Annotated in this window: 25 protein-coding genes and 1 pseudogene; 14 read left to right on the top strand and 12 right to left on the bottom strand. The window is 50.4% G+C overall.

Going from position 1 to position 24,597, the window contains the following annotated elements; all coding sequences use genetic code 11:
* Positions 1–259 precede the first annotated feature (259 nt).
* Genes ytfR through A9180_RS19475 form a run of 4 tightly spaced genes read left to right on the top strand, consistent with a single transcriptional unit; the run spans position 260 to position 4,331 of the window.
* Positions 260–1,762 (top strand): galactofuranose ABC transporter, ATP-binding protein YtfR, encoded by a 1,503-nt coding sequence (ytfR, locus tag A9180_RS19460; RefSeq protein WP_064530196.1) that lies wholly within the window; start codon positions 260–262, stop codon positions 1,760–1,762.
* A gap of 13 nt (positions 1,763–1,775) precedes the next feature.
* Entirely contained in the window at positions 1,776–2,798 is a 1,023-nt protein-coding gene (gene ytfT, locus A9180_RS19465) for a galactofuranose ABC transporter, ATP-binding protein YtfT (RefSeq protein ID WP_064530197.1), read from the top strand.
* Positions 2,785–3,789: a galactofuranose ABC transporter, permease protein YjfF gene (gene yjfF / locus A9180_RS19470; protein WP_064530198.1), complete on the top strand. Its 1,005-nt coding sequence runs from the start codon at positions 2,785–2,787 to the stop codon at positions 3,787–3,789. Before ytfT ends, yjfF begins: the two co-directional genes overlap by 14 nt.
* A 26-nt stretch (positions 3,790–3,815) precedes the next feature.
* The gene (locus tag A9180_RS19475; RefSeq protein WP_064530199.1) at positions 3,816–4,331 is read left to right on the top strand and encodes a DUF2569 domain-containing protein; all 516 of its coding nucleotides are present in this window, start codon (positions 3,816–3,818) and stop codon (positions 4,329–4,331) included.
* 39 nt (positions 4,332–4,370) lie between these two features.
* On the opposite strand, the gene fbp is transcribed toward A9180_RS19475, so the two are convergent.
* Positions 4,371–5,369 (bottom strand): class 1 fructose-bisphosphatase, encoded by a 999-nt coding sequence (gene fbp, locus A9180_RS19480; protein WP_064530200.1) that lies wholly within the window; start codon positions 5,367–5,369, stop codon positions 4,371–4,373.
* Between the two features lie 175 nt (positions 5,370–5,544).
* Between fbp and mpl the strand changes: the two genes are divergently transcribed.
* Positions 5,545–6,918, top strand: a complete 1,374-nt coding sequence (mpl, locus tag A9180_RS19485) for a UDP-N-acetylmuramate:L-alanyl-gamma-D-glutamyl-meso-diaminopimelate ligase (protein ID WP_064530201.1) — start codon at positions 5,545–5,547, stop codon at positions 6,916–6,918.
* A 149-nt stretch (positions 6,919–7,067) separates the two neighbouring features.
* Here the strand turns inward: mpl and yjgA are convergent, their stop codons facing one another.
* Positions 7,068–7,619 carry a ribosome biogenesis factor YjgA gene (yjgA, locus tag A9180_RS19490; protein ID WP_000166266.1) on the bottom strand — a complete coding sequence of 184 codons (552 nt, stop codon included), beginning with the start codon at positions 7,617–7,619 and terminating at the stop codon, positions 7,068–7,070.
* A 93-nt stretch (positions 7,620–7,712) separates the two neighbouring features.
* Here yjgA and pmbA point away from each other — a divergent pair, with 93 nt between their 5' ends.
* From pmbA to A9180_RS19510, 4 genes and pseudogenes are all read left to right on the top strand, one after another.
* Positions 7,713–9,065, top strand: a complete 1,353-nt coding sequence (gene pmbA / locus A9180_RS19495) for a metalloprotease PmbA (protein WP_001162191.1) — start codon at positions 7,713–7,715, stop codon at positions 9,063–9,065.
* Positions 9,066–9,246: 181 nt separating this feature from the next.
* The gene (gene cybC / locus A9180_RS19500; RefSeq protein ID WP_064530202.1) at positions 9,247–9,633 is read left to right on the top strand and encodes a cytochrome b562; all 387 of its coding nucleotides are present in this window, start codon (positions 9,247–9,249) and stop codon (positions 9,631–9,633) included.
* A gap of 191 nt (positions 9,634–9,824) precedes the next feature.
* Positions 9,825–10,067 (top strand): type II toxin-antitoxin system RelB/DinJ family antitoxin, encoded by a 243-nt coding sequence (locus tag A9180_RS19505; RefSeq protein ID WP_064530203.1) that lies wholly within the window; start codon positions 9,825–9,827, stop codon positions 10,065–10,067.
* Positions 10,057–10,346 (top strand): annotated as a pseudogene (locus tag A9180_RS19510) (type II toxin-antitoxin system RelE family toxin). The gene A9180_RS19505 and the pseudogene A9180_RS19510 overlap by 11 nt, the downstream one beginning before the upstream one ends.
* Here the strand turns inward: A9180_RS19510 and nrdG are convergent.
* From nrdG to treR, 3 genes are all read right to left on the bottom strand, one after another.
* Positions 10,347–10,811: an anaerobic ribonucleoside-triphosphate reductase-activating protein gene (gene nrdG / locus A9180_RS19515; RefSeq protein WP_064530204.1), complete on the bottom strand. Its 465-nt coding sequence runs from the start codon at positions 10,809–10,811 to the stop codon at positions 10,347–10,349.
* A 223-nt stretch (positions 10,812–11,034) separates the two neighbouring features.
* A complete protein-coding gene (gene nrdD / locus A9180_RS19520; RefSeq protein WP_064530205.1) occupies positions 11,035–13,173 on the bottom strand; it encodes an anaerobic ribonucleoside-triphosphate reductase in 2,139 nt (712 codons plus the stop codon).
* Between the two features lie 534 nt (positions 13,174–13,707).
* On the bottom strand, positions 13,708–14,655 hold the full coding sequence (gene treR / locus A9180_RS19530) for a trehalose operon repressor TreR (RefSeq protein ID WP_064530206.1): 948 nt from the start codon (positions 14,653–14,655) through the stop codon (positions 13,708–13,710).
* A 173-nt stretch (positions 14,656–14,828) separates the two neighbouring features.
* Here treR and mgtL point away from each other — a divergent pair, with 173 nt between their 5' ends.
* Both mgtL and mgtA read left to right on the top strand, forming a co-directional pair.
* Positions 14,829–14,882, top strand: coding sequence for a mgtA regulatory leader peptide MgtL (gene mgtL / locus A9180_RS24430; protein ID WP_100207247.1), 54 nt, complete (start codon positions 14,829–14,831; stop codon positions 14,880–14,882).
* Between the two features lie 140 nt (positions 14,883–15,022).
* Positions 15,023–17,719, top strand: a complete 2,697-nt coding sequence (mgtA, locus tag A9180_RS19535; RefSeq protein WP_064530207.1) for a magnesium-translocating P-type ATPase — start codon at positions 15,023–15,025, stop codon at positions 17,717–17,719.
* A 44-nt stretch (positions 17,720–17,763) separates the two neighbouring features.
* On the opposite strand, the gene A9180_RS19540 is transcribed toward mgtA, so the two are convergent.
* From A9180_RS19540 to pyrL, 5 genes are all read right to left on the bottom strand, one after another.
* Complete coding sequence (locus A9180_RS19540) at positions 17,764–18,219, bottom strand: transposase (RefSeq protein WP_064530208.1); 456 nt, start codon at positions 18,217–18,219, stop codon at positions 17,764–17,766.
* A gap of 66 nt (positions 18,220–18,285) precedes the next feature.
* Positions 18,286–18,672 (bottom strand): enamine/imine deaminase, encoded by a 387-nt coding sequence (locus A9180_RS19545; protein ID WP_064530209.1) that lies wholly within the window; start codon positions 18,670–18,672, stop codon positions 18,286–18,288.
* Between the two features lie 72 nt (positions 18,673–18,744).
* Positions 18,745–19,206 carry an aspartate carbamoyltransferase regulatory subunit gene (gene pyrI, locus A9180_RS19550; RefSeq protein ID WP_064530210.1) on the bottom strand — a complete coding sequence of 154 codons (462 nt, stop codon included), beginning with the start codon at positions 19,204–19,206 and terminating at the stop codon, positions 18,745–18,747.
* A 12-nt stretch (positions 19,207–19,218) separates the two neighbouring features.
* Entirely contained in the window at positions 19,219–20,154 is a 936-nt protein-coding gene (pyrB, locus tag A9180_RS19555) for an aspartate carbamoyltransferase (RefSeq protein WP_000013046.1), read from the bottom strand.
* A 2-nt stretch (positions 20,155–20,156) separates the two neighbouring features.
* Positions 20,157–20,291 (bottom strand): pyr operon leader peptide, encoded by a 135-nt coding sequence (pyrL, locus tag A9180_RS19560; protein ID WP_032341226.1) that lies wholly within the window; start codon positions 20,289–20,291, stop codon positions 20,157–20,159.
* Between the two features lie 260 nt (positions 20,292–20,551).
* On the opposite strand from pyrL, the gene tabA reads away from it, so the two are divergent.
* Entirely contained in the window at positions 20,552–21,004 is a 453-nt protein-coding gene (tabA, locus tag A9180_RS19565) for a toxin-antitoxin biofilm protein TabA (protein WP_064530211.1), read from the top strand.
* Positions 21,005–21,049: 45 nt separating this feature from the next.
* Here the strand turns inward: tabA and argF are convergent, their stop codons facing one another.
* Entirely contained in the window at positions 21,050–22,054 is a 1,005-nt protein-coding gene (argF, locus tag A9180_RS19570) for an ornithine carbamoyltransferase (RefSeq protein WP_064530212.1), read from the bottom strand.
* Between the two features lie 161 nt (positions 22,055–22,215).
* On the opposite strand from argF, the gene rraB reads away from it, so the two are divergent.
* Positions 22,216–22,632, top strand: coding sequence for a ribonuclease E inhibitor RraB (gene rraB, locus A9180_RS19575; protein WP_000002947.1), 417 nt, complete (start codon positions 22,216–22,218; stop codon positions 22,630–22,632).
* Between the two features lie 45 nt (positions 22,633–22,677).
* On the opposite strand, the gene A9180_RS19580 is transcribed toward rraB, so the two are convergent.
* Entirely contained in the window at positions 22,678–23,181 is a 504-nt protein-coding gene (locus A9180_RS19580) for a GNAT family N-acetyltransferase (protein ID WP_064530213.1), read from the bottom strand.
* 192 nt (positions 23,182–23,373) lie between these two features.
* Here A9180_RS19580 and A9180_RS19585 point away from each other — a divergent pair, with 192 nt between their 5' ends.
* Positions 23,374–24,561, top strand: coding sequence for a YjgN family protein (locus A9180_RS19585; protein WP_064530214.1), 1,188 nt, complete (start codon positions 23,374–23,376; stop codon positions 24,559–24,561).
* Positions 24,562–24,597 lie beyond the last annotated feature (36 nt).

Raw genomic sequence — 24,597 nt, forward strand, 5'->3', positions numbered from 1 at the left:
ACGCTGGCGCGTCTTATCAGGCCTACAAACCGATGCTGATTTGTGTAGGCCGGATAAGGCGTTTACGCCGCATCCGGCGATTGTGCACTGATGCCTGATGTGACGCTGGCGCGTCTTATCAGGCCTACAAACCGATGCTGATTTGTGTAGGCCGGATAAGGCGTTTACGCCGCATCCGGCGATTGTGCACTGATGCCTGATGCGACGCTGGCGCGTCTTATCAGGCCTGGCAGGAGCACGCTTAACACTGGGGGAAACCATGACTACCGACCAACACCAGGAAATCCTCCGCACCGAAGGATTAAGCAAATTTTTCCCCGGCGTCAAAGCGTTAGATAACGTGGATTTCAGCCTGCGCCGTGGCGAAATCATGGCGCTGCTCGGCGAAAATGGTGCCGGTAAATCGACGCTGATTAAAGCACTTACCGGTGTCTACCACGCCGATCGCGGTACTATCTGGCTGGAAGGTCAGGCCATCTCACCGAAAAACACCGCCCACGCACAGCAGCTAGGCATCGGCACCGTCTATCAGGAAGTCAACCTGTTACCCAACATGTCGGTTGCTGATAATCTATTCATAGGCCGCGAACCTAAACGTTTCGGCCTGCTACGACGTAAAGAGATGGAAAAGCGCGCTACCGAACTGATGGCTTCGTATGGTTTCTCTCTCGACGTGCGCGAACCACTTAACCGCTTTTCAGTCGCGATGCAGCAAATCGTCGCCATTTGCCGGGCCATTGATCTCTCCGCCAAAGTGCTGATCCTCGATGAACCTACTGCCAGCCTGGACACCCAGGAAGTGGATCTGCTATTTGGCCTGATGCGCCAGCTTCGCGATCGCGGTGTCAGCTTGATCTTCGTCACTCACTTTCTCGATCAGGTTTATCAGGTCAGCGATCGGATTACCGTCTTACGCAACGGCAGTTTTGTAGGCTGTCGGGAAACTCGCGAGCTACCGCAGATCGAACTGGTAAAAATGATGCTGGGGCGCGAACTGGACACTCACGCGCTACAGCGTGCCGGAAGAACATTGCTTAGTGACAATCCCGTTGCAGCGTTTAAAAATTACGGCAAGAAAGGAACGATTGCGCCGTTTGATCTGGAAGTACGCCCCGGTGAGATCGTCGGGCTGGCAGGTTTGCTGGGATCAGGGCGGACAGAAACGGCTGAAGTGATCTTCGGTATCAAACCTGCCGATAGCGGCACGGCGCTGATCAAAGGCAAACCACAAACGCTACGATCGCCACATCAGGCTTCGGTACTTGGCATCGGCTTTTGCCCGGAAGACAGGAAAACTGATGGCATCATTGCCGCCGCTTCGGTGCGGGAAAATATCATTCTTGCCCTCCAGGCCCAGCGTGGCTGGCTGCGGCCGATTTCCCGTAAAGAACAGCAAGAGATTGCCGAGCGCTTTATCCGCCAGCTTGGCATTCGCACCCCTTCCACTGAACAACCGATTGAGTTTCTCTCCGGCGGTAATCAGCAAAAAGTGTTGCTCTCACGCTGGTTGCTGACTCGCCCACAATTTCTGATCCTCGACGAACCTACGCGGGGCATTGACGTTGGCGCCCATGCCGAGATCATTCGCTTGATTGAAACGCTGTGTGCCGATGGCCTGGCACTGCTGGTGATCTCTTCCGAACTGGAAGAACTGGTGGGTTATGCCGATCGGGTGATTATCATGCGCGATCGCAAACAGGTAGCGGAGATCCCGCTGGCAGAGCTTTCCGTTCCGGCGATCATGAACGCCATTGCGGCGTAAGGAGAACAGTGTGATGCCTCAATCTCTCCCGGACACCGCGTCGTCGAAAAAGCGCTTTCGCTGGCCGACGGGGATGCCGCAGTTGCTGGCGCTGTTGCTGGTGCTAGTGGTCGACAGTCTGGTGGCACCGCATTTCTGGCAGGTAGTGCTTCAGGATGGCCGCTTGTTCGGTAGCCCCATTGATATTCTCAATCGCGCCGCCCCGGTTGCGCTACTGGCGATTGGCATGACACTGGTGATCGCCACCGGCGGTATAGATCTCTCCGTGGGGGCGGTAATGGCTATCGCCGGAGCAACAACTGCCGCGATGACGATAGCGGGATTTAGCGTACCGATTGTGCTGCTTAGTGCGTTAGGTACTGGCATTCTGGCCGGAATGTGGAACGGCATTCTGGTAGCGATCCTCAAAATTCAGCCGTTTGTCGCCACTTTAATCCTGATGGTCGCCGGACGTGGTGTTGCGCAATTGATCACCTCCGGGCAGATCGTCACCTTCAACTCGCCGGATCTCTCGTGGTTCGGCAGCGGATCGCTGTTGTTCTTTCCAACACCAGTCATTATCGCTGTACTGACGTTATTCTTCTTCTGGTTGTTGACCCGCAAAACAGCGCTGGGAATGTTTATCGAAGCCGTTGGTATCAATATTCGGGCGGCAAAAAATGCCGGCGTAAACACACGAATCATCGTCATGCTCACCTACATGTTGAGCGGATTGTGTGCGGCGATCGCGGGCATTATCGTGGCGGCAGATATTCGCGGTGCCGACGCCAATAACGCCGGGTTATGGCTGGAGCTGGACGCCATTCTCGCAGTGGTGATCGGCGGAGGATCGTTGATGGGCGGGCGCTTTAACTTGCTGCTCTCAGTGGTAGGGGCGCTGATCATTCAGGGAATGAACACCGGGATTTTACTCTCGGGCTTTCCGCCAGAGATGAACCAGGTCGTGAAAGCGGTGGTGGTGCTTTGTGTGCTGATTGTTCAGTCGCAACGCTTTATCAGTCTGATTAAAGGAGTACGTAGTCGTGATAAAACGTAACTTGCCACTGATGATCACCATCGGCGTCTTTGTGCTGGGCTATCTCTACTGCCTGACACAGTTTCCCGGTTTTGCCTCCACGCGGGTGATCTGCAATATTCTGACCGATAACGCTTTTCTGGGGATTATCGCCGTCGGCATGACCTTTGTGATCCTCTCCGGTGGGATCGATCTCTCCGTCGGTTCGGTGATCGCTTTTACCGGCGTATTTTTGGCAAAAGTGATTGGCGACTTTGGCCTCTCGCCGCTGTTGGCGTTTCCGCTGGTACTGGTGATGGGATGTGCCTTCGGTGCATTTATGGGACTTCTGATCGACGCGCTGAAGATCCCCGCGTTCATTATTACCCTGGCGGGGATGTTCTTTTTGCGTGGCGTTAGCTATCTCGTTTCGGAAGAATCGATCCCTATTAACCATCCCATTTATGACACGCTCTCAAGCCTTGCGTGGAAAATCCCCGGCGGTGGTCGCTTAAGCGCGATGGGGTTGCTGATGCTGGCGGTGGTGGTTATCGGTATTTTCCTCGCACACCGTACCCGCTTTGGTAATCAGGTATACGCTATTGGCGGCAACGCGACTTCAGCAAACCTGATGGGAATTTCTACTCGCAGCACTACTATTCGCATTTATATGCTCTCCACCGGGTTGGCGACCCTGGCGGGGATTGTTTTCTCTATTTACACCCAGGCCGGATACGCGCTGGCAGGCGTAGGTGTGGAACTGGACGCTATCGCCTCCGTGGTGATTGGCGGTACACTTTTAAGCGGCGGCGTTGGGACAGTATTAGGGACGCTTTTTGGCGTGGCGATTCAGGGACTCATTCAGACTTACATAAACTTTGACGGCACACTGAGTTCATGGTGGACGAAAATCGCCATTGGCATTTTGCTGTTTATTTTTATTGCGTTACAGCGTGGGTTAACGGTGCTGTGGGAGAATCGTCAGAGTTCGCCAGTAATAAGAGTGAGCCCGGAAAATACAATAAAAGAGTAAATTTACTGATATAAAAGGATATTTTTATGTGGGCAAAGGAAGGTGAGGATTTAAGTACAACATGCAAAAGTTGTGGAGTGGATGTTTTACCACCTGACGATTATTGTAAAAGTTGTGCTGATAAAAAGCTTACAGGGATTGGAGGTTGGCTGTATATACCTGCTATTTCTTTAGTGCTGGTGATTATTTCGAGTATTTATTCTTTTGTACGAACATGGGGGCTTGCTCAGGGCAGTCAGGAAGAGCCGCTCAGAACTCTGCTTTATCTGGAAGTGGTCGGATTTGCCATGATATTTCTGTTGGTGAGTTATACGACTTTTTTGTTTTTTAATAAGAAACGCCAACTTCCGCACTACTATATTGCCCTTCTTCTGGCGCTCTTCGCATTGAATGTTGCAGATATCTGGGGAGCAGTACAATTTCTTCATGCCACAATTGAACTTTCAGACGCATGGGGTGTGCTGAAAAATATCATTCATCTGGCTATCTGGGTTCCCTATTTCCGTGTCTCTAAACGAGTCAAATTAACTTTTGTTAATTAAAACGCAAAAACGCCGGAACAATCCGGCGTTTTTAAACCATTACGCGTCCGGGAACTCACGGATAAAGCGTTCGACATCTTCAACCATATGGTCATTGCCGACGAAGAAAGAACGGCGCTGGTGCAGGGTTTCCGGGATGATATCCAGAATACGCTCTTTGCCATCGCTCGCTTTACCGCCCGCTTGTTCCGCCAGGAACGCCATCGGATTGCACTCATACAGCAAACGCAGTTTACCGTCCGGGTGGCTGGCGGTGCTTGGGTAGAGATAAATACCGCCTTTCAGCAGATTACGGTGGAAATCCGCGACCAGTGAGCCGATATAACGTGAGGTATACGGGCGATTGGTGGACTTATCTTCTTCCTGGCAGAATTTAATGTACTTCTTCACCCCGTTAGGGAACTTAATGTAGTTTCCTTCGTTGATGGAGTAGGTTGAGCCTTTCTCCGGGAAGCGCATCCGTTCCTGGCACAGGCAGAAAACGCCGAGCGAAGGATCGTAAGTAAAGGCGTGAACACCGCATCCCGTGGTGTACACCAGCATGGTAGAGGAGCCGTATACCACGTAACCTGCAGCAACCTGTTTGTTACCAGGCTGGAGGAAATCTTCTTCCGTTACCGGCGTGCCGACCGGTGTAACGCGGCGGTAAATGGAGAAAATGGTACCGACAGAGACGTTAACATCGATGTTGGACGAGCCATCCAGTGGATCCATCAGCACAACGTATTTTGCGTGTTCACAGCCTTCAAAAACGACAATCTCATCTTCTTCTTCGGATGCAATGCCCGCAACAATATCGCGCGCTTTCAGTGCGGCTTTCAGTTTTTCATTAGCGAACAAGTCGAGTTTTTGTTGAACCTCGCCCTGCACGTTCTCAGCACCGCTGGCACCCAGGATATCAACCAGTCCAGCTTTGTTGATATCGCGATGGATAATCTTGGCGCCCAGTTTTATTGCCGATAGCAAAGCAGTGAGCTCACCGGTAGCATGAGAAAACTCGTGCTGCTTTTCGACAATAAATTCACCTAACGTTTTCATAAAACTTTCCCTGCAATGTTTATGGAGTAAAGCGACCGCAACAATCTTAACAAATAATCTTAATGTTGCGCTCAGGTGAATCGCGCCAGCAAATTACGGATTATCCTGAAATGCGTTTCTCTGTTGCCCGACATATGCGTAAAATGAACGGTAGATTAAAAAAGGATAGTGACGTATGCGCATTCATATATTAGGAATTTGTGGCACGTTTATGGGCGGTCTGGCGATTCTGGCGCGCCAGTTGGGCCATGAAGTAACGGGTTCGGACGCCAATGTGTATCCGCCGATGAGCACCTTACTTGAGAAGCAAGGCATTGAACTGATTCAGGGTTACGATGCCAGCCAGCTCGATCCTCAGCCGGATCTGGTGATTATTGGCAACGCCATGACCCGTGGAAATCCGTGTGTGGAAGCGGTACTGGAAAAAAACATTCCATATATGTCAGGTCCGCAGTGGTTGCACGATTTTGTGCTGCGCGACCGCTGGGTGCTGGCCGTTGCCGGTACACACGGCAAAACCACCACGGCGGGAATGGCGACCTGGATTCTGGAACAGTGCGGCTATAAACCAGGTTTTGTGATTGGTGGCGTTCCGGGGAACTTTGACGTTTCTGCTCGCCTGGGCGAAAGCGACTTCTTTGTTATCGAAGCAGACGAGTATGACTGCGCCTTCTTCGACAAACGTTCTAAGTTTGTTCATTACTGCCCGCGAACGCTGATCCTCAACAACCTTGAGTTCGACCACGCCGATATCTTCGACGACCTGAAAGCGATTCAGAAACAATTCCACCATCTGGTGCGTATTGTTCCTGGTCAGGGGCGTATTATCTGGCCGGAAAACGACATCAACCTGAAACAGACTCTGGCGATGGGCTGCTGGAGTGAACAGGAGCTGGTGGGCGAGCAAGGTCACTGGCAGGCGAAAAAACTGACCACTGACGCTTCCGAATGGGAAGTCTTGCTTGATGGCGAAAAAGTGGGCGAAGTGAAATGGTCGCTGGTGGGCGAACATAATATGCACAACGGTCTGATGGCGATTGCTGCGGCCCGTCATGTTGGCATCGCGCCGGCTGATGCCGCTAACGCGCTGGGTTTGTTTATCAATGCCCGTCGCCGCCTGGAACTGCGTGGTGAAGCTAACGGCGTGACGGTGTATGACGATTTTGCCCATCACCCAACGGCAATTCTGGCAACGCTGGCGGCGCTGCGCGGCAAAGTTGGCGGTACGGCGCGTATTATTGCCGTGCTTGAGCCGCGCTCAAACACCATGAAGATGGGAGTCTGCAAAGATGATTTGGCGCCGTCATTAGGTCGTGCCGATGAAGTCTTCCTGCTGCAACCGTCGCATATTCCGTGGCAGGTAGCAGAAGTAGCAGAAGCCTGTATTCAGCCTGCGCACTGGAGTGGAGATGTTGATGCGCTGGCAGACATGGTGGTGAAAACCGCCCAGCCAGGCGACCATATTCTGGTGATGAGCAACGGCGGTTTTGGTGGTATTCATCAGAAACTGCTGGATGGTCTGGCGAAGAAGGCAGAAGCCGCGCAGTAATTCTGCACCTTGCATGCTTGTGTAGGCCGGATAAGGCGTTTACGCCGCATCCGGCATTTGAGCATAGTGCCTGATGCGACGTTGACGCGTCGTATCAGGCATACAGATTCACCGCATCCGGCAAACCATACACACATCAACAACGAAAATTACCCTTCGTTCTCCGCTAACTCACGCAGATACTGGAAAATTTGTCGCGCGGATTTCGGCGGCTTGTTCCCTTCTTTTTCTTTCTTCGCGTTGCGGATCAGAGCACGTAATTGCTGACGATCGGCATCTGGCCACAGGTTCAATACTTCAGCGATAGCATCATCACCGTGATCGATCAGACGATCGCGCAGGTTTTCCAGTTTATGGAACAACACCACCTGCTGGTTGTGGCGGTTTTTCAGCTTATCCAGCGCCTGACGGATAGGCTCTACATCGCGCTGGCGCAGCATCTTACCGATAAGCTGCAACTGGCGGCGGCGGCCTTCCATCTTAATACGTTGGGCGAGCTCGATAGCCGCGCGCAGATCCGCATCTAGCGGGATCTTATCCAGCGCGTTTTTCCCCAAATCTACAATTTCCGCACCCAGGCGTTTTAACTCCTCGGCATCGCGTTTAATTTCACTTTTACTGACCCAGATAATTTCATCGTCTTCGTCTTCGATGTCATCACCGGGAACGTCGTCGAGCCAGTCTTCGGGCTGCTTAGTCATGTCAGGCTCCTTAAAAAAAGAGGCTAATGTTACCAGTTAAGATGCGCACTGAAAAACGGTTCTCTGTTAGACTTCAGAGAAACTCTCTACATTATGGCACTTGCAATGAAAGTAATCTCTCAAGTTGAAGCGCAGCGCAAGATTCTGGAAGAAGCAGTTTCGACTGCGCTGGAGTTGGCCTCAGGCAAATCGGATGGTGCGGAAGTTGCCGTCAGCAAGACCACCGGCATTAGCGTTAGCACGCGATATGGCGAAGTGGAGAATGTCGAATTCAATAGCGATGGTGCGCTGGGGATAACCGTTTATCACCAGAACCGTAAAGGTAGTGCATCGTCCACCGATCTAAGTCCGCAAGCCATTGCCCGCACTGTACAGGCGGCGCTGGATATTGCGCGTTACACTTCGCCAGATCCGTATGCAGGCGTGGCAGATAAAGAGCTGCTGGCCTTTGACGCGCCGGATCTCGACTTGTTCCACCCTGCGGAAGTTTCCCCGGATGAAGCCATTGAACTGGCGGCCCGCGCAGAACAGGCGGCATTACAGGCGGATAAACGCATTACCAACACCGAAGGCGGCAGTTTTAACAGCCATTACGGCGTCAAAGTTTTCGGCAATAGCCACGGTATGCTGCAGGGCTACTGCTCAACGCGTCATTCACTCTCCAGCTGTGTGATTGCCGAAGAAAATGGCGATATGGAGCGTGATTACGCCTACACCATTGGCCGTGCGATGAGCGATCTACAAACGCCGGAGTGGGTTGGCGCAGACTGCGCTCGCCGTACTTTATCGCGTCTGTCACCGCGTAAACTCTCCACCATGAAAGCACCGGTAATTTTTGCCAATGAAGTGGCAACCGGGCTGTTCGGTCATCTGGTGGGGGCGATTGCCGGTGGTGCGGTTTACCGTAAATCCACCTTCCTGCTCGATTCGCTGGGTAAACAAATTCTACCGGACTGGCTGACTATTGAAGAACATCCGCATCTGCTGAAAGGGCTGGCATCTACGCCATTCGACAGCGAAGGTGTGCGTACCGAACGTCGCGACATTATTAAAGATGGCATCCTGACTCAGTGGCTGTTGACCAGCTACTCGGCGCGTAAGCTGGGACTAAAAAGCACCGGGCACGCGGGCGGTATTCACAACTGGCGCATTGCCGGACAAGGTCTAAGCTTCGAGCAAATGCTCAAAGAGATGGGCACTGGACTGGTGGTGACAGAATTGATGGGCCAGGGCGTGAGTGCAATTACCGGCGATTATTCCCGTGGTGCAGCGGGCTTCTGGGTAGAAAACGGCGAAATCCAGTATCCGGTTAGCGAAATCACCATCGCAGGTAATTTAAAAGATATGTGGCGCAATATTGTCACCGTCGGTAACGATATTGAAACTCGCAGCAATATACAGTGTGGTTCTGTACTGTTGCCGGAGATGAAAATCGCCGGGCAGTAAAAAACTGGCGCGACCTGCCGCGCCATAAACTAAAAAATTACACAAAATCATTCGCGCTGCATCGAGACGGAAAGTGAATGAGAGCCGGGGAGCGTACTCGTAGTACGTGACTCGGGCGAATGAGCGTAGCCGTCGATGAGGCAGTGTGAAGGATGAAGTGTAAATAAGAAGGAAGTGAGCAATGCGTAAAAGCCTGTTAGCTATTCTTGCAGTCTCCTCGTTGGTATTCAGTTCGGCGTCGTTTGCCGCGGAACTGGAAAGCAATATGGAAACCCTCAACGACAATTTAAAAGTGGTTGAAAAAGCGGATAACGCGGCGCAAGTCAAAGACGCGTTAACGAAGATGCGCGCCGTGGCGCTGGATGCGCAAAAAGCGACGCCGCCGAAGCTGGAAGGCAAATCGCCAGACAGCCCGGAAATGAAAGATTTCCGCCACGGTTTCGACATTCTGGTTGGCCAGATTGACGATGCGCTGAAGCTGGCTAATGAAGGTAAAGTCAAAGAAGCACAGGCCGCCGCAGAGCAACTGAAAACGACCCGCAATTCATATCACAAGAAGTATCGTTAATTCCTCATTGGGCGGTGAAACGTCGCCGCCCAACGCACTCTTCTCCCTTCGTAAAATCACCGCAAAATCTATCTTCACTACAGCATATTCCTGCGTGTCACCGACATTTTTGCGAGGCGTTTTCCAGAAATGAATGTAATGCATATGTAATGCTATTATGCATTACACTTTTCATAATTACCGGAGGCATAATGGCCACACTTAACGTCCGCCTGGATGACAAACTGAAAAATGAGGCTTATGCGGTGCTGGAAAAATTAAATATCACGCCTACTGAAGCCGTACGGCTGCTGTTTCAGTACGTTGCGGAAAATGGGCGAATGCCGGTAAAAACGCTTACTGTCAGTGACAGTGAAGAAGCCTTGTTACGCACTGTCAGGGAACGACTGGTCAACTCACAAGAGACCATTAAGGTCCGACTGGATGAGCTATGAGCTGGCCTTTGCTCCGCGAGCACTGAAAGAGTGGCAAGAACTGGGCGTGACAGCCCGGGAACAATTTTAAAAAAAGCTTGAGGGGCGCTGAAAAGACCGTGCAATCAGTCGGCTAAACTGCGGGATTTGCCGGACTGCTACAAAATTAAGCTTCGCACAATGGGATATCGCCTAGTCTATCAGGTCAATGATAAAGAGTTGTTCGTGTTGGTGATAGCTATTGGTAAGAGAGAGAACTCAGCCGTTTATGAAGACGCGGATAAACGGCTGGAAGAGTGATTACCGCAAATGGTGCACCACCTGGTTGCTGCTGCCGCGCCAGATCAGGGAAGGGTCTTTTAAATCCTGCATAAATTTGCCGTCGACCAGCACGTTAATCAAATCAACAACCTGCATTTGCGCAGCGTTGAGTTCGTCGAGTTTATAGCCTGTCCACACCCAGATATCCTTACCAGGGCACTCGGCGCGGATGCGTTGTACCAGCTTCAGAATATCCGGCACGTTTTGCGGATGCAACGGGTCGCCGCCGGAAAGGGAAATGCCCTGGCGTTTGATGCGGGTGTCGTTCAGATCGTTGATGATCTGGTCTTCCATTTCTTTGGTAAATGGCTGACCGGAATTTACCCGCCAGGTGCTTTTGTTATAGCAACCGGGGCATTCATGAACGCACCCGGAGACAAACAGGGTGCAACGAGTGCCGGGGCCGTTGACGATGTCGACAGGATAGTACTGATGAAAGTTCATTTTCGCTTCTCAATTGACGCCATGACTGCGGTGGCAGCTCTCACTCACCCAGGTCACTTACTTGACGTAAGCTCCCTGGGGTTCATTCGTTTGCCGCCTTGTCCTGACGCCAATTGCTTTGCGAAAACGGAGTGATATGTGAAAGCCTACAGCCGTTGCCGAACGTAGGCCGGATAAGACGCTTTAGCGTCGCATCCGGCATTTGCTTAACGCAGCGTGGAGATCAACCGATCTGCCCATTTCCCAAATGTTTAACGCGGCGCTTAACTTCTTCCTGCTTACCGGCGTTAAACGGACGCGCATCCGGGCTACCTAAATATCCGCACACGCGGCGAGTCACCGACACACGGGAGGTGTCATGGTTACCACATTTCGGACAGGTGAAGCCTTTGCTGGTGCACTCAAACTCGCCGGTAAAGCCACATTCGTAGCATTCATCGATCGGCGTGTTGGTGCCGTAATACGGTACATGCTGATAGCTGTAATCCCAGACATCTTCCAGCGCCTTCAGGTTGTGCTGAATGTTTGGATACTCGCCGTAGCAAATGAAGCCACCGTTGGCCAGCGGGGGATAAGGCGCTTCAAAGTCGATCTTGTCGTACGGGTTCACCTTCTTCTCCACATCGAGGTGGAAACTGTTGGTGTAGTAACCTTTGTCCGTCACGCCCGGCACTACGCCAAACTCTGCGGTATCGAGACGGCAGAAGCGGTCACACAGGTTCTCACTCGGCGTACTGTAGAGGCTGAAACCGTAACCGGTTTCTTCTTTCCACTGATCCACCGCCTGACGCAGACGCTCAACAATCGCAATTCCTTTCGCACGAAGCTGCTCGTTGTCGTAAACATGCTCGCCGCCGAACAGCGCGTTAATGGTTTCGTGGATACCGATGTAGCCCAGCGAAATAGATGCACGACCGTTTTTGAATATTTCAGAAACGTCGTCGTCAGCATTCAGACGCACGCCACAAGCACCTTCCATATAGAGGATCGGCGCTACGCGCGCTTTCACGCCTTCCAGACGGGCGATACGGGTCATCAGCGCCTTACGCGCCAGCACCAGACGTTCATCCAGCAACTTCCAGAAGGTGGCTTCATCACCTTTCGCTTCCAGCGCAATACGTGGCAGGTTCAGGCTGATCACGCCGAGGTTGTTACGACCATCGTGGATCTGCTCACCGTTTTCGTCTTCCCACACGCCGAGGAAGCTGCGGCAACCCATTGGCGTTTTAAACGAGCCAGTGACTTTCACTACCTGATCGTAGTTCAGGATATCTGGATACATGCGTTTGCTCGCGCACTCCAGCGCCAGCTGTTTGATGTCGTAGTTCGGATCGCCCACTTTATGGTTCAGGCCATCGCGAATTGCAAACACCAGTTTCGGGAACACGGCGGTTTTACGGTTTTTACCCAAGCCCGCGATACGGTTACGCAGGATAGATTCCTGAATCAGGCGCGATTCCCAGCTGGTACCCAGACCAAAGCCAAAGGTCACAAACGGCGTCTGACCGTTAGCGGTGTGCAGGGTATTTACTTCATATTCCAGCGACTGGAATGCGTCGTAGCACTCTTTGATGGTACGAGAGTTGGCGTAGCCTTCGGCGTCCGGGATGCTCCACTCTTCCGCAGTTTTACGATGCTTGTTGTAGCTGGCGGTGACAAACGGCGCCAGAACTTCGTCGATACGGTTAATGGTGGTGCCACCATAAATATGGCTGGCGACCTGAGCAATAATCTGCGCAGTTACTGCTGTAGCTGTAGAGATCGACTTCGGCGGTTCAATCTCGGCATTCCCCATCTTAAAGCCTTGCGTCAGCATGCCTTTCAGGTCGATCAACATGCAGTTGAACATCGGGAAGAACGGCGAGTAATCGAGATCGTGGTAGTGGATATCGCCACGTTCATGCGCCTGCACCACGTCACGCGGCAGCAGGTGCTGACGTGCATAGTGTTTAGCAACAATCCCGGCCAGCAGGTCACGCTGGGTCGGAATGACCTTACTGTCTTTATTCGCGTTTTCATTGAGCAGCGAGGAATTAGTCTGCTCGACCAGACCACGGATCTCCTGGTTCAGACGACCGCGTTTTTCACGTTCAATGTCGCGATCGTGACGGTACTCAATATATGCACGGGCCAGTTGTTTGTACGGGCCAGACATCAGCTGGTTTTCAACGGCGGTCTGGATTTCGTTGATATCTACCTGGTTACGCCCCTGCATTTGCTCGCTGACGATAGCGGCAACAGTGGCACAATAATCTGCATCATCGACTTCCGCTGCTTTAGCTGCACGCAGAATAGCTTCTTTGATGCGCTCTGATTTAAACGGCACTTTGCAGCCGTCTCGTTTCATCACATGCGGTGTCATGATCGCTCCATATTTTTAAGAACAGGTTATCCACAGAAAGTGGGGAAGTGCGCCCCGGTTTATTCAGCTCTTGTTACGGGGATTTACGGCAATCCCAATTCGCTTTATCCACAATTGTGTCGGCTTCGTTGGTATGTATCTTGTTGCAAGTTTAGACGATGGATACAACATATTGGGTTCAGATGCATTTTAAAGTCTATATATAGTGCTTTGCATTAAGGATGTTTGCGGTTTTTTTGATTTAGCTCAAAGTAAAAGGCAGAGAGTACGGATGGCGGGCGCTAGAGCGATGTGTAAATTTTTTAATGATTTTCTGGTTATAAAATCAACAAAAACAATATACTACCCGGTAAGTCCCCGGAAATACTCGCTTTAGCGTGGTCTGGAGGAGGATTATCTCTGAAACCGCCAGACAGCCTTAAAAGACCGTAATGTCATGGCACAGCGTTGTAGAGAGGCTTCTTCAATTTATGCATCAGAAGTTACCTGTGGTGTTCTGAACACTCTTTGGATAAATCTGGTAGAAGGAAACACTCAGGAAAGGGCCGCGGGTATGACGATTTGTTGAGGTTCACTGCGTCCGGTTACCTGCCCGATCAACTGGCAGGCCGCCTGGTGTCCGGCTTCTGCGTAGCCTGGATCAACGGTTATGATTTCCGGATGGAGAAACTTCATCAAAGGCGTATTACCAACACTCGCCAGTTGTAAGGTATCGATGCATTGTTCTTGCAGGTATTTACTTGCGCCAAGTGCCAGTGTGTCGGTTGCGCACAGTAACGCGGTGGTTTCAGGGGTAATTACTTTTGCCACATTCTCGTAACCTTGCTTCATGGTGAGGCCAGGCAGGGCGGCGACGGGATGTAGCTTATGTGCTTTGCAGAACGCCTGGTAGGCTTCGTGACGCCGCTTACCGGTAGTCACGTCGCTGTGCGGTACGCCGAGATAGCTGATATTGCGATGCCCCTGGTCATACAGCCGTTGCATCAGGATTTTGATTGCCCCTTCGTCGTCATAACAGACCGAAGCAAAGCCTTTTGCGTCACGCGCCAGCAGAACCAGCGATGACTGCCAGGGGGCTAACATTTCTTCTGTTATGCCGGTAAAACCAAACAGTACCACGCCGTCGATATTACGACGTTTCAGTACCCCCAAATGTTCGGCCACTAATTGCGGGGAAAACTGGCTTTCCATCATGATTGGGTCGTAACCCTGTTCATAGAATGCAGGCAGCATGGTCTGAACGGCGAGATTTTCTGAAAACGAATCCAGACGGGTAACGATAATGGCGACAACTTTATCGCTTTGTCCACGCATGGCGCGCGCAGAGCGGGAAGGGGAAAATCTATGCTGATTCATCACGGCTTCAACTCGCTCGCGCGTGTGCCGACTCACGCCGCTTTCGTTATTCAGCACTCGGGAAACCGTGGATTTCCCCACGCCGCTTAAGCGAGCGATGTCTTTGATGGTCAGCCGATTTTGCATCCTGTTGTCCCGTAATTTGCGTTTAATTATTTGAGCCTAACTTTACCCACGCATTCAGCAATGGGTAAAGTCTGGTTTATCGTTGGTTTAGTTGCTTACAGGTATTATATCGGCATAAATGCTACGAATATTATTGGATTCGCGGCGCTATTTATTCACTTACCGGAGGTTATATGGAACCTGATCCCACGCCTCTCCCCCGTTGGAGATTAAAACTTTTCCGGTAAGCCTGTCTTTTCACGGTGTTACCGGATGCGTAAGGCCGTGACGTTTTAACGTCCCTGCTCATATTTATTACCGTCAGGTAAGGCTTTGCTACGCCTGAAGACATTTCTGCACTGTTCCAGACGGTGCGGAGGGACTCTCTATGTTTAAAGAAATTTTTACCCGGCTAATTCGCCATTTACCTTCCCGTCTGATCCGTCGCGATCCGCTGCCTGGTGCGCAGCAGACAGTAAATGCACCGATCCCGCCTTCCTTAAGCGCGTATTGCCTGAAGATGGCGGTGATGCCAGAAGAGGAACTATGGAAAACGTTCGACACCCATCCGGAGGGGTTGAATCAGGTAGAAGTGGAATCTGCCCGCGAACAATACGGTGAAAATAAATTACCTGCGCAACAACCGTCGCCGTGGTGGGTACATTTGTGGGTCTGCTATCGCAACCCCTTTAATATTTTGCTCACCATCCTCGGCGGTATTTCTTATGCCACGGAAGATTTATTTGCCGCAGGCGTTATCGCGTTAATGGTGGCCATTTCTACGTTGCTGAATTTCGTTCAGGAAGCGCGTTCCACCAAAGCCGCAGATGCCCTGAAAGCGATGGTTAGTAATACCGTGACAGTGCTGCGCGTAATTAACGACAAAGGCGAAAATGGCTGGCTGGAGATCCCCATCGACCAGCTAGTGCCTGGCGATATTATTAAACTGGCAGCGGGAGATATGATCCCGGCAGATTTACGTATTTTGCAGGCGCGGGATCTGTTCGTCGCCCAGGCGTCGTTAACCGGTGAGTCTCTGCCCGTTGAAAAAACAGCAACCACTCGCCAGCCAGAGCATAGCAATCCGCTGGAGTGCGATACCCTGTGTTATATGGGGACCACCGTGGTGAGCGGCACGGCGCAAGCAATAGTGATTGCCACAGGCGCCAACACCTGGTTTGGTCAACTGGCAGGACGAGTCAGCGAGCAGGAAAGTGAACCGAATGCTTTTCAGCAAGGGATCAGCCGCGTCAGTATGCTGCTGATTCGCTTTATGCTAGTGATGGCGCCCGTGGTGCTGTTCATCAACGGTTACACCAAAGGCGACTGGTGGGAAGCTGCACTATTTGCGCTTTCGGTAGCGGTGGGCTTAACGCCGGAAATGTTGCCGATGATTGTCACCTCGACGCTGGCGCGTGGTGCGGTAAAACTGTCGAAACAGAAAGTGATCGTCAAACATCTGGATGCGATTCAGAACTTTGGTGCAATGGATATTCTGTGCACCGATAAAACAGGCACCCTGACGCAAGATAAAATTGTGCTGGAGAATCATACCGATATCTCCGGTAAAACCAGCGAACGCGTGCTGCATAGCGCGTGGTTGAACAGTCATTACCAGACCGGACTTAAAAACCTGCTTGATACGGCGGTGCTGGAAGGTATAGATGAAAAGTCAGCGCGTTTGCTGGCCAGCCGTTGGCAGAAAGTGGATGAAATTCCTTTTGATTTCGAGCGTCGCCGGATGTCGGTGGTCGTGGCAGAAAATGCCGAACACCATCAACTGGTGTGCAAAGGTGCATTGCAGGAAATCCTCAATGTGTGTTCGCAGGTGCGTCATCATGGCGCGATTATTCCGCTCGATGACACCATGCTGCGCAAGATTAAGCGGGTAACCGATACGCTGAATCGTCAGGGGCTGCGCGTAGTTGCGGTGGCGACGAAATACCTGCCCGCGCGTGAAGGGGATTACCAACGGGCGGATGAATCCGACCTGATCCTCGAAGGATATATTGCTTTTCTCGATCCGCCAAAAGAGACAACGGCTCCGGCACTGCTGGCGTTAAAGGCGAGTGGGATCACCGTAAAAATCCTCACTGGCGATAGCGAACTGGTGGCGGCGAAGGTGTGCCATGAAGTGGGACTGGACGCTGGAAAGGTGGTTATTGGTAGTGATATTGAAACACTATCAGACGACGAACTGGCAAATCTCGCGCAGCGTACCACGTTGTTTGCCCGTCTGACGCCGATGCATAAAGAACGTATTGTGACCTTACTGAAGCGCGAAGGGCATGTGGTTGGCTTTATGGGAGATGGTATTAATGACGCACCAGCGTTACGTGCCGCCGATATCGGTATTTCCGTAGACGGCGCGGTAGATATAGCCCGTGAAGCGGCTGATATCATTCTGCTGGAAAAAAGCCTGATGGTACTGGAAGATGGGGTCATTGAAGGACGCCGAACTTTCGCTAACATGCTGAAATACATCAAAATGACGGCGAGTTCTAACTTCGGTAATGTGTTCAGCGTGCTGGTGGCGAGTGCTTTCTTGCCCTTCCTGCCGATGTTGCCATTACACTTACTGATCCAGAACTTACTGTACGATGTATCACAGGTAGCGATCCCGTTTGATAACGTTGATGACGAGCAAATTCAAAAGCCGCAGCGTTGGAATCCGGCGGATCTTGGCCGCTTTATGATCTTCTTCGGACCGATCAGTTCGATCTTCGATATTCTGACGTTTTGTCTGATGTGGTGGGTATTTCATGCCAATACGCCGGAAACGCAAACTCTGTTCCAGTCGGGTTGGTTTGTGGTGGGATTGCTGTCGCAAACGCTGATTGTGCATATGATCCGCACCCGCCGTGTGCCGTTTATTCAGAGTTGCGCGTCGTGGCCATTAATGGCGATGACCGCGATTGTGATGGTCGTGGGGATCGCGTTGCCGTTTTCACCGCTGGCTGGCTATCTGCAACTGCAGGCGCTGCCGTTAAGTTACTTCCCGTGGCTGGTTGCGATTCTGGCAGGGTATATGACGTTAACGCAGTTGGTCAAAGGGGTTTATAGTCGTCGTTACGGCTGGCAGTAAGCCAGTGATGAGACTGATCTGAAATACTTTTTCAGGTCAGTCTCCTACGAAAAGATCTGCACAAAAAAATAGATTACTGCAAAAATAAAAAAACAAATAAACGTCCAGCTCAAATTATAAAGGGCGCTATAGCTGTTATTTACAGAACGAGAGAGATAGATATCTTCTTTTTTTATGTGTCTGGAGGAGATGTTGCGATACAGGCGAATATAATAAATACAATAAAGTAATAAAGGTGGTATTACCCATCCACCTGTAGGTTTACCAAATATCAGGGTGAGTATAATGGAGACAGCAAAGAAAAGGAGAAAGACGATTTGCGCTTTGGATTCTATTTTTTTTAATTCACTTCTTACGCCTTCTGCGTGCTGTTCTTGCCAGCGCCGGAGCGTACTAACACTAAATTGATAGTGTTCACATAGTTCCTTATTAGGCGCACCTTTTTTTGACTGCTGTAAAATTTCAGCAATTTGTGCGTCAGTGAAGCGGGCTTTAGCCATCTTCAACCCTCCGTGGTTGAATCAGATAATCCAGGCGCGAAACCTGGATTATCTATTTGAAAGAGATTAGCGACGAACAGCGATCGCTTCGATCTCAATCTTCACGTCTTTCGGCAGACGTGCAACTTCAACGCAAGAACGTGCCGGGAAGGTGGCATTGTGCTCGGTGAAGAACGCTTCGTAAGTGGCGTTTACGGTTGCGAAATCGTTCAGGTCTTTCACAAACACGGTGGTTTTAACGATATCGCCCACTTTCAGACCAGCCGCTTCCACGATCGCTTTCACGTTTTCCAAAGACTGACGCGCTTGTGCCGCTACGTCTGCCGGTACTTCGCCAGTTTTCGGGTTTACCGGGATCTGACCGGAGGTGATGATCATACTGCCCAGATCAACGCCCTGAACATACGGACCGATAGCTGCGGGTGCATTTTCCGTCGCGATAGTTTTGCTCATGATTTCTCCTTTATTACAGCGGTAAAAAGTCTGGCTCATTATAGGGAGCCAGACATTTATTACCAACCGCAATTAATTGGCCAGCACCACATTATGGGAAAACTCTTTTTCACAATATTTGCATTTGAGCGCAATATCATTGGCGCGCTTTCTCACGGCAAAGCTGGAAGAAACCGGTTCAGCATGGCTGATACAGTTGCTGTTCGGGCAGACCAGCACATTATCAATACGTTCCGGCAGGCTGGGGCGCGATTTGCCGACCACGTCATAGTTGTCGATACGGTTTACAGTGGCTTGCGGTGCATACAGTGCCAGTTGGTCTACCTGATCTTCACTTAAAAAAGTATTTTCGATTTTGATCAGATCCTTGCGGCCCATCTCTCCGGAAGGCAGGTTCAGACCGATGGTGATGCGCTGATCGGTTTCGGTTAACTTGAACAAGCTCAACAGCTTAAAACCGACCTGGGCGGGGATATGGTCAATTACCGTGCCGCGTTTGATAGCTTCAACCTGCAATTTATTATCGTGTGTCATCTCTATTTCCCCTTACAGTACCAGATCGCGATTCAGAACCAGTGCCAGTAACGCCTGGCGAGCGAAAATCCCGTTGCCTGCTTGCTGGAAGTACCAGGCGTGCGGCGTTTTATCCACATCGGTGGCAATCTCATCAACGCGTGGCAGTGGATGCAGCACTTTCATATTGGCTTTGGCGTTGTGGAGATCGCTGGCGCGCAGGACAAACTGTGCTTTCACGTTGGCGTACTCGGACGGGTCCAGACGCTCTTTTTGCACGCGAGTCATATACAGAATGTCCACTTCCGCCATCACTTCTTCAATGGAACTATGCAGACTCCAGGCGATACCTTTTTCATCGAGCATATCCAGAATGTACTGCGGCATTGCCAGCGCATCCGGGGCGATGAAGTAAAAACGGTTGCCATCGAACTTCGCCAATGCCTGAGTCAGGGAGTGAACGGTACGGCCATATTTCAGGTCGCCGACCATCGCAACGTGGAGATTGTCGAGACGTCCCTGGGTTTCCTGAATAGTGAACAGATCCAGCAAGGTTTGGGTTGGATGTTGGTTGGAGCCATCACCCGCGTTCAGTACTGGTACATTGCCGGAAAACTCGGTGGCCAGGCGCGCCGCACCTTCCTGCGGATGGCGCATCACAATCGCATCGACGTAAGTGCTGATAACCGAAATGGTGTCGGCCAGCGTTTCGCCTTTTTTACCCAGTGAAGTGTTAGCGCTGTCGGAGAAGCCCACTACGCTGGCGCCCAGGCGGTGCATCGAGGTTTCGAAAGAGAGGCGGGTACGCGTAGAGGCTTCGAAGAAGCAGCTGGCGATCACTTTATGCTTCAAAAGCTCTGGCTGCGGATTGGCTTTCAGTTTCGCCGCTGTCGCCAGCACCAGATTAAGGTCATCGCGACTAAGGTCATTTATGGAAATGATGTGTTTTTGATATAGCGGATTAGCCATGTTTATCTCCTGACGCCTGGGCAAAAAAAAGCCCCTCGATTGAGGGGCTGGGAATAGGTGAACAACGGGAAGAAAAACGGCAGGCCAGCGTCTTTTTTCAGACGCGGTAAGACAAAATGTCGAACACACTGAACCATACATCCTCCCGGCAAATTGTCCGGCATTATACTCAGGCAGAAAATGTGATCAAGCGATTAATGCAAAAAATTACCCAGGTAAACGATTGTAGTGAATTTATATGCTTTAAAATTGAATTTTTAACAATATTTGTTTTTATGGCAAGCGGACAGAAGAACATGCTCTGGCGCAATCGGACGGCAAAAAATGCTGGTATGGCAGTAAGGAATTACGTATAACGAGAGAAATGAAACATTGTTTTAATTGAGGAATGAAAAAGATGATCATCGGAAATATTCATAATCTCCAACCGTGGTTGCCAGAAGAGTTACGCCAGGCTATTGAACATATCAAAATGCACGTTACGGCAGAAACACCAAAAGGTAAGCACGATATCGAAGGCAACCGTCTGTTTTATCTTATCTCTGAAGATATGACCGAGCCGTATGAAGCGCGTCGTGCGGAGTACCATGCCCGCTATCTCGACATTCAGATTGTGTTAAAAGGGCAGGAAGGAATGACCTTTAGCACGCAGCCTGCGGGTACGCCGGATACTGACTGGTTAGCCGATAAAGACATCGCCTTTTTGCCGGAAGGCGTTGAGGAGAAAACGGTTATCCTCAATGAAGGTGACTTTATTGTGTTCTATCCGGGTGAAGTGCACAAACCGCTGTGCGCAGTGGGGGAGCCTGCTCAGGTTCGCAAAGCGGTTGTGAAAATGCTGATGGCGTAAGCGAGTTATACCGGTGGCGACGTTACGCCGCCTCCGGTACTGGCGTTATTGGGCGAGCGTCGCGACCATCACCGCTTTGATAGTATGCATACGGTTTTCCGCCTGATCAAAAACAATGCTGGCGGCAGATTCAAAGACTTCATCCGTCACTTCCATCCCACCGTGCAGGCCAAATTCTTCGGCCATCTTTTTACCTAACGTCGTTTGGTCGTCATGAAACGCGGGCAGGCAGTGGAGGAATTTGACTTCGGGATTACCAGTCAACTGCATCATTTTGCTATTCACCTGATAATCACGCAGCAATGCAATACGTTCTGCCCATTTCTCTTTCGCTTCCCCCATCGACACCCACACATCGGTATAGATAAAGTCAGCACCTTTAACGCCTGCTGCGATATCTTCTGTCAGCGTAATATTCCCGCCATTTTGCTGCGCCAGAGCGCGGCATTCGGCAACCAGTGAGGCTTCCGGCCAGCACGCTTTTGGCGCCACCAGACGCAAATCCAGGCCGGTCAGCGCGGCCGCTTCCAGCATCGAGTTGCCCATGTTATTGCGGGCATCTCCGGCGTAGACCAGCGTCATCTCATTGAACGCTTTACCCGGCAAGTGTTCTTGCATGGTCAGCAGATCTGCCAGCAGTTGCGTGGGGTGAAACTCATTGGTCAGTCCGTTCCATACCGGGACTTCAGCGTATTCCGCCAGTGTTTCGACAATCTCCTGACCATAGCCGCGATACTGAATACCGTCATACATGCGGCCAAGCACGCGGGCGGTATCTTTAATTGACTCTTTATGGCCAATCTGACTGCCGTTGGGGCCGAGATAAGTGACGCGAGCGCCCTGGTCATATGCGGCAACTTCGAAAGAGCATCGGGTACGAGTCGAGTCTTTTTCGAAGATGAGCGCGATGTTTTTACCGATGAGTCTGGCTTCTTCTTTACCGTTTTTTTTATCTGCTTTTAGTTTCGCGGCTAACTGGAGCAAGGTGTTGAGTTCAGCTGGCGTGAAATCAAGTAATTTCAGGAAATGCTTATGATAAAACCCGGACATAGATCCCTCCTGTGGCTTACGCCATAATGAATTAAAATTCAATTTATATGTATGAATATTCATTTGCAAGCCTAAAGCATAAAACTTTGTCACAAAGGTGGAGGCAATGTCAGTGGTGTGTGACAATAAGAGTATCAGCAGGACATTAAGAGGAATAAGACATGGCAAACCCGGAACAGCTCGAAGAACAGCGTGAAGAAACCCGTTTGATTATTGAAGAATTACTGGAAGATGGTAGCGATCCGGACGCGCTGTACACCATCGAACACCATCTGTCCGCGGACGATCTGGAAACCCTGGAAAAAGCCGCGGTTGAAGCATTTAAACTCGGCTACGAAGTGACCGATCCAGAAGAGCTGGAAGTGGAAGATGGCGATATCGTTATCTGCTGTGACATTCTCAGCGAATGCGCGTTGAATGCCGATCTGATCGACGCTCAGGTTGAACAACTGATGAACCTGGCAGAAAAATTCGACGTTGAATACGACGGTTGGGGAACTTACTTTGAAGATCCTAATGGCGAAGACGGCGACGATGAAGATTACGTCGACGAAGACGATGACGGCGTTCGCCACTAATTAATTGATTAAAAGGCCCGATAGCACACACTAGCGGGCATTTTTTTAGAGTTCGCGCAGCATCCGCACTTCACAATCGACATGACCCGTACAGCCAAGTGCATAATCGATATGTTGAAAACCTAAATGTTCATACAAACCAATCGCTTCTTTCAAAAAAGCGGTCGTTTCCAGATAGCAGCGTTTGAAACCCATTTCTCGCGCCTGCTCCATCGCCATTAAGGCCAGTTTTTTTGCCAGCCCTTTACCGCGAATGACGGGGAGAAAGTACATCTTTTGCAGTTCGCAAATGTCCGCTTCACTACCTGTTAATGGCGCAATCCCGCCGCCGCCGACCACTTCACCATTGTATTCAACCACCCAATAAGCATGACCAGGCTGGCTGTACACTTGATACAGTTCGTCGAGATTCGGATCGGCGACGGTATAGCCTTTATCAGCGGTAAGACCGTATTCTGCAGATACCTGGCGGATGACGCTGGCGATGGCGGGATTATCGGCGGCAGTAAGTTTGCGCAAACGGAGCGCGGGAGAAGCGACAACATTCATAGCATAGCTCAATTTCAAATGTATGATTTATAGCTCACTTTAATACCACCCTCGCTAATGCGGTGCAAGAAGAAGATAAATCAGAAAATATTAAGCATATATCTCTTTGAGAAAGCGTATTCTAGGCGTACCAGTATCAACTTACTGGAATTATTATCTATATGAATGGAATTTATTTTAGGGATATGATTCATGAATGGTGTAAACGTCGGGAAAGATAATTCTCGTCACGCATTTGTTTTTACAGGCAAAGGCGGTGAGTATTTTCTTATTTGTCTTGTGAATTTTTTACTGACAATTATTACTCTTGGAATATATGGGCCGTGGGCATTGGTGAAATGCCGTCGTTATATTTATCAACATGTGACACTCAAGGGGCAACCATTTAGTTATAAGGGAACAGGTGGTGCCATTTTCGTTAGCATGTTCCTTATTTTTGTCGTTTATCTTCTTAGTATTTCTTGTTTTTCAGGCCAACACTTTGTTCTTGGCTTTCTCCTGTTTGCTCTCTTGATCTGCGGTATTCCTTGCATGGCAGTGAAGAGTCTACAGTATCAGGCGAACATGACCTCACTGAATGGCATTCGCTTTGGCTTTAACTGCTCGATGCTCCGTGCATGGTGGGTCATGTTAGGTCTACCTGTACTGTTGGCGTTAGCTTTTTGGTTCGCACTGTATCTTATTGCGCAAGTGACGACATCGATAGGAGGATTATTCTTTAACTTAGTCGCGTTAAGTTTGCTTTCTGCCATCGGGCTGGGTGTCGTCAATGGTATAACCTATAGTAAATGGATGCCATTGCTGGGTAACAATGCAACTTTTGGCATTCATAAGTTTTCTATTCAGGTAAACGTAAAAGAATGCATTAAAGGATGTACACTCGCAATATTAACCATGGCTCCTTTCATCATTGTGATTGGTATTATGATTGCACCAGTATTCCAGCAGTTAATGATGATGACCATGTTGGGGCAGTCTAAGGCAGGTAGTGAGCTTGTATTGCAATATTACCCGCAGATTGCGGCTTCTTATTTCCTTTATTTTGTTGCGATTCTTGTGTTTGCCAGTTATCTCTATGTCACGTTACGCAATCTGTTTCTGAATAATTTAACGCTGGCAAATGGAACAATTCGTTTTCATTCGTCCGTTACCACGTTCGGTATGCTTCTGCGCATGTTTGCAGTATTAATGGGTTCCTCAATTACCTGTGGTCTGGCTTATCCCTGGCTGAAAATGTGGATGATTAGCTGGATTGCTAACAATACCCATGTCCAGGGTGACCTTGATTCGCTGGAGTTAGCGAATGATGACAAACCGCAGGATAGCGGTCCGTTAATGTGGATTTCTCGCGGTATTGTGCCGTATGTTCCGTTTATCTAAGTAAAAAGGCCGGAGCATGCTCCGGCCTTCGTTTAC

It is taken from the genome of Escherichia sp. B1147 (genome assembly GCF_001660175.1).
GTDB lineage: Bacteria > Pseudomonadota > Gammaproteobacteria > Enterobacterales > Enterobacteriaceae > Escherichia > Escherichia whittamii.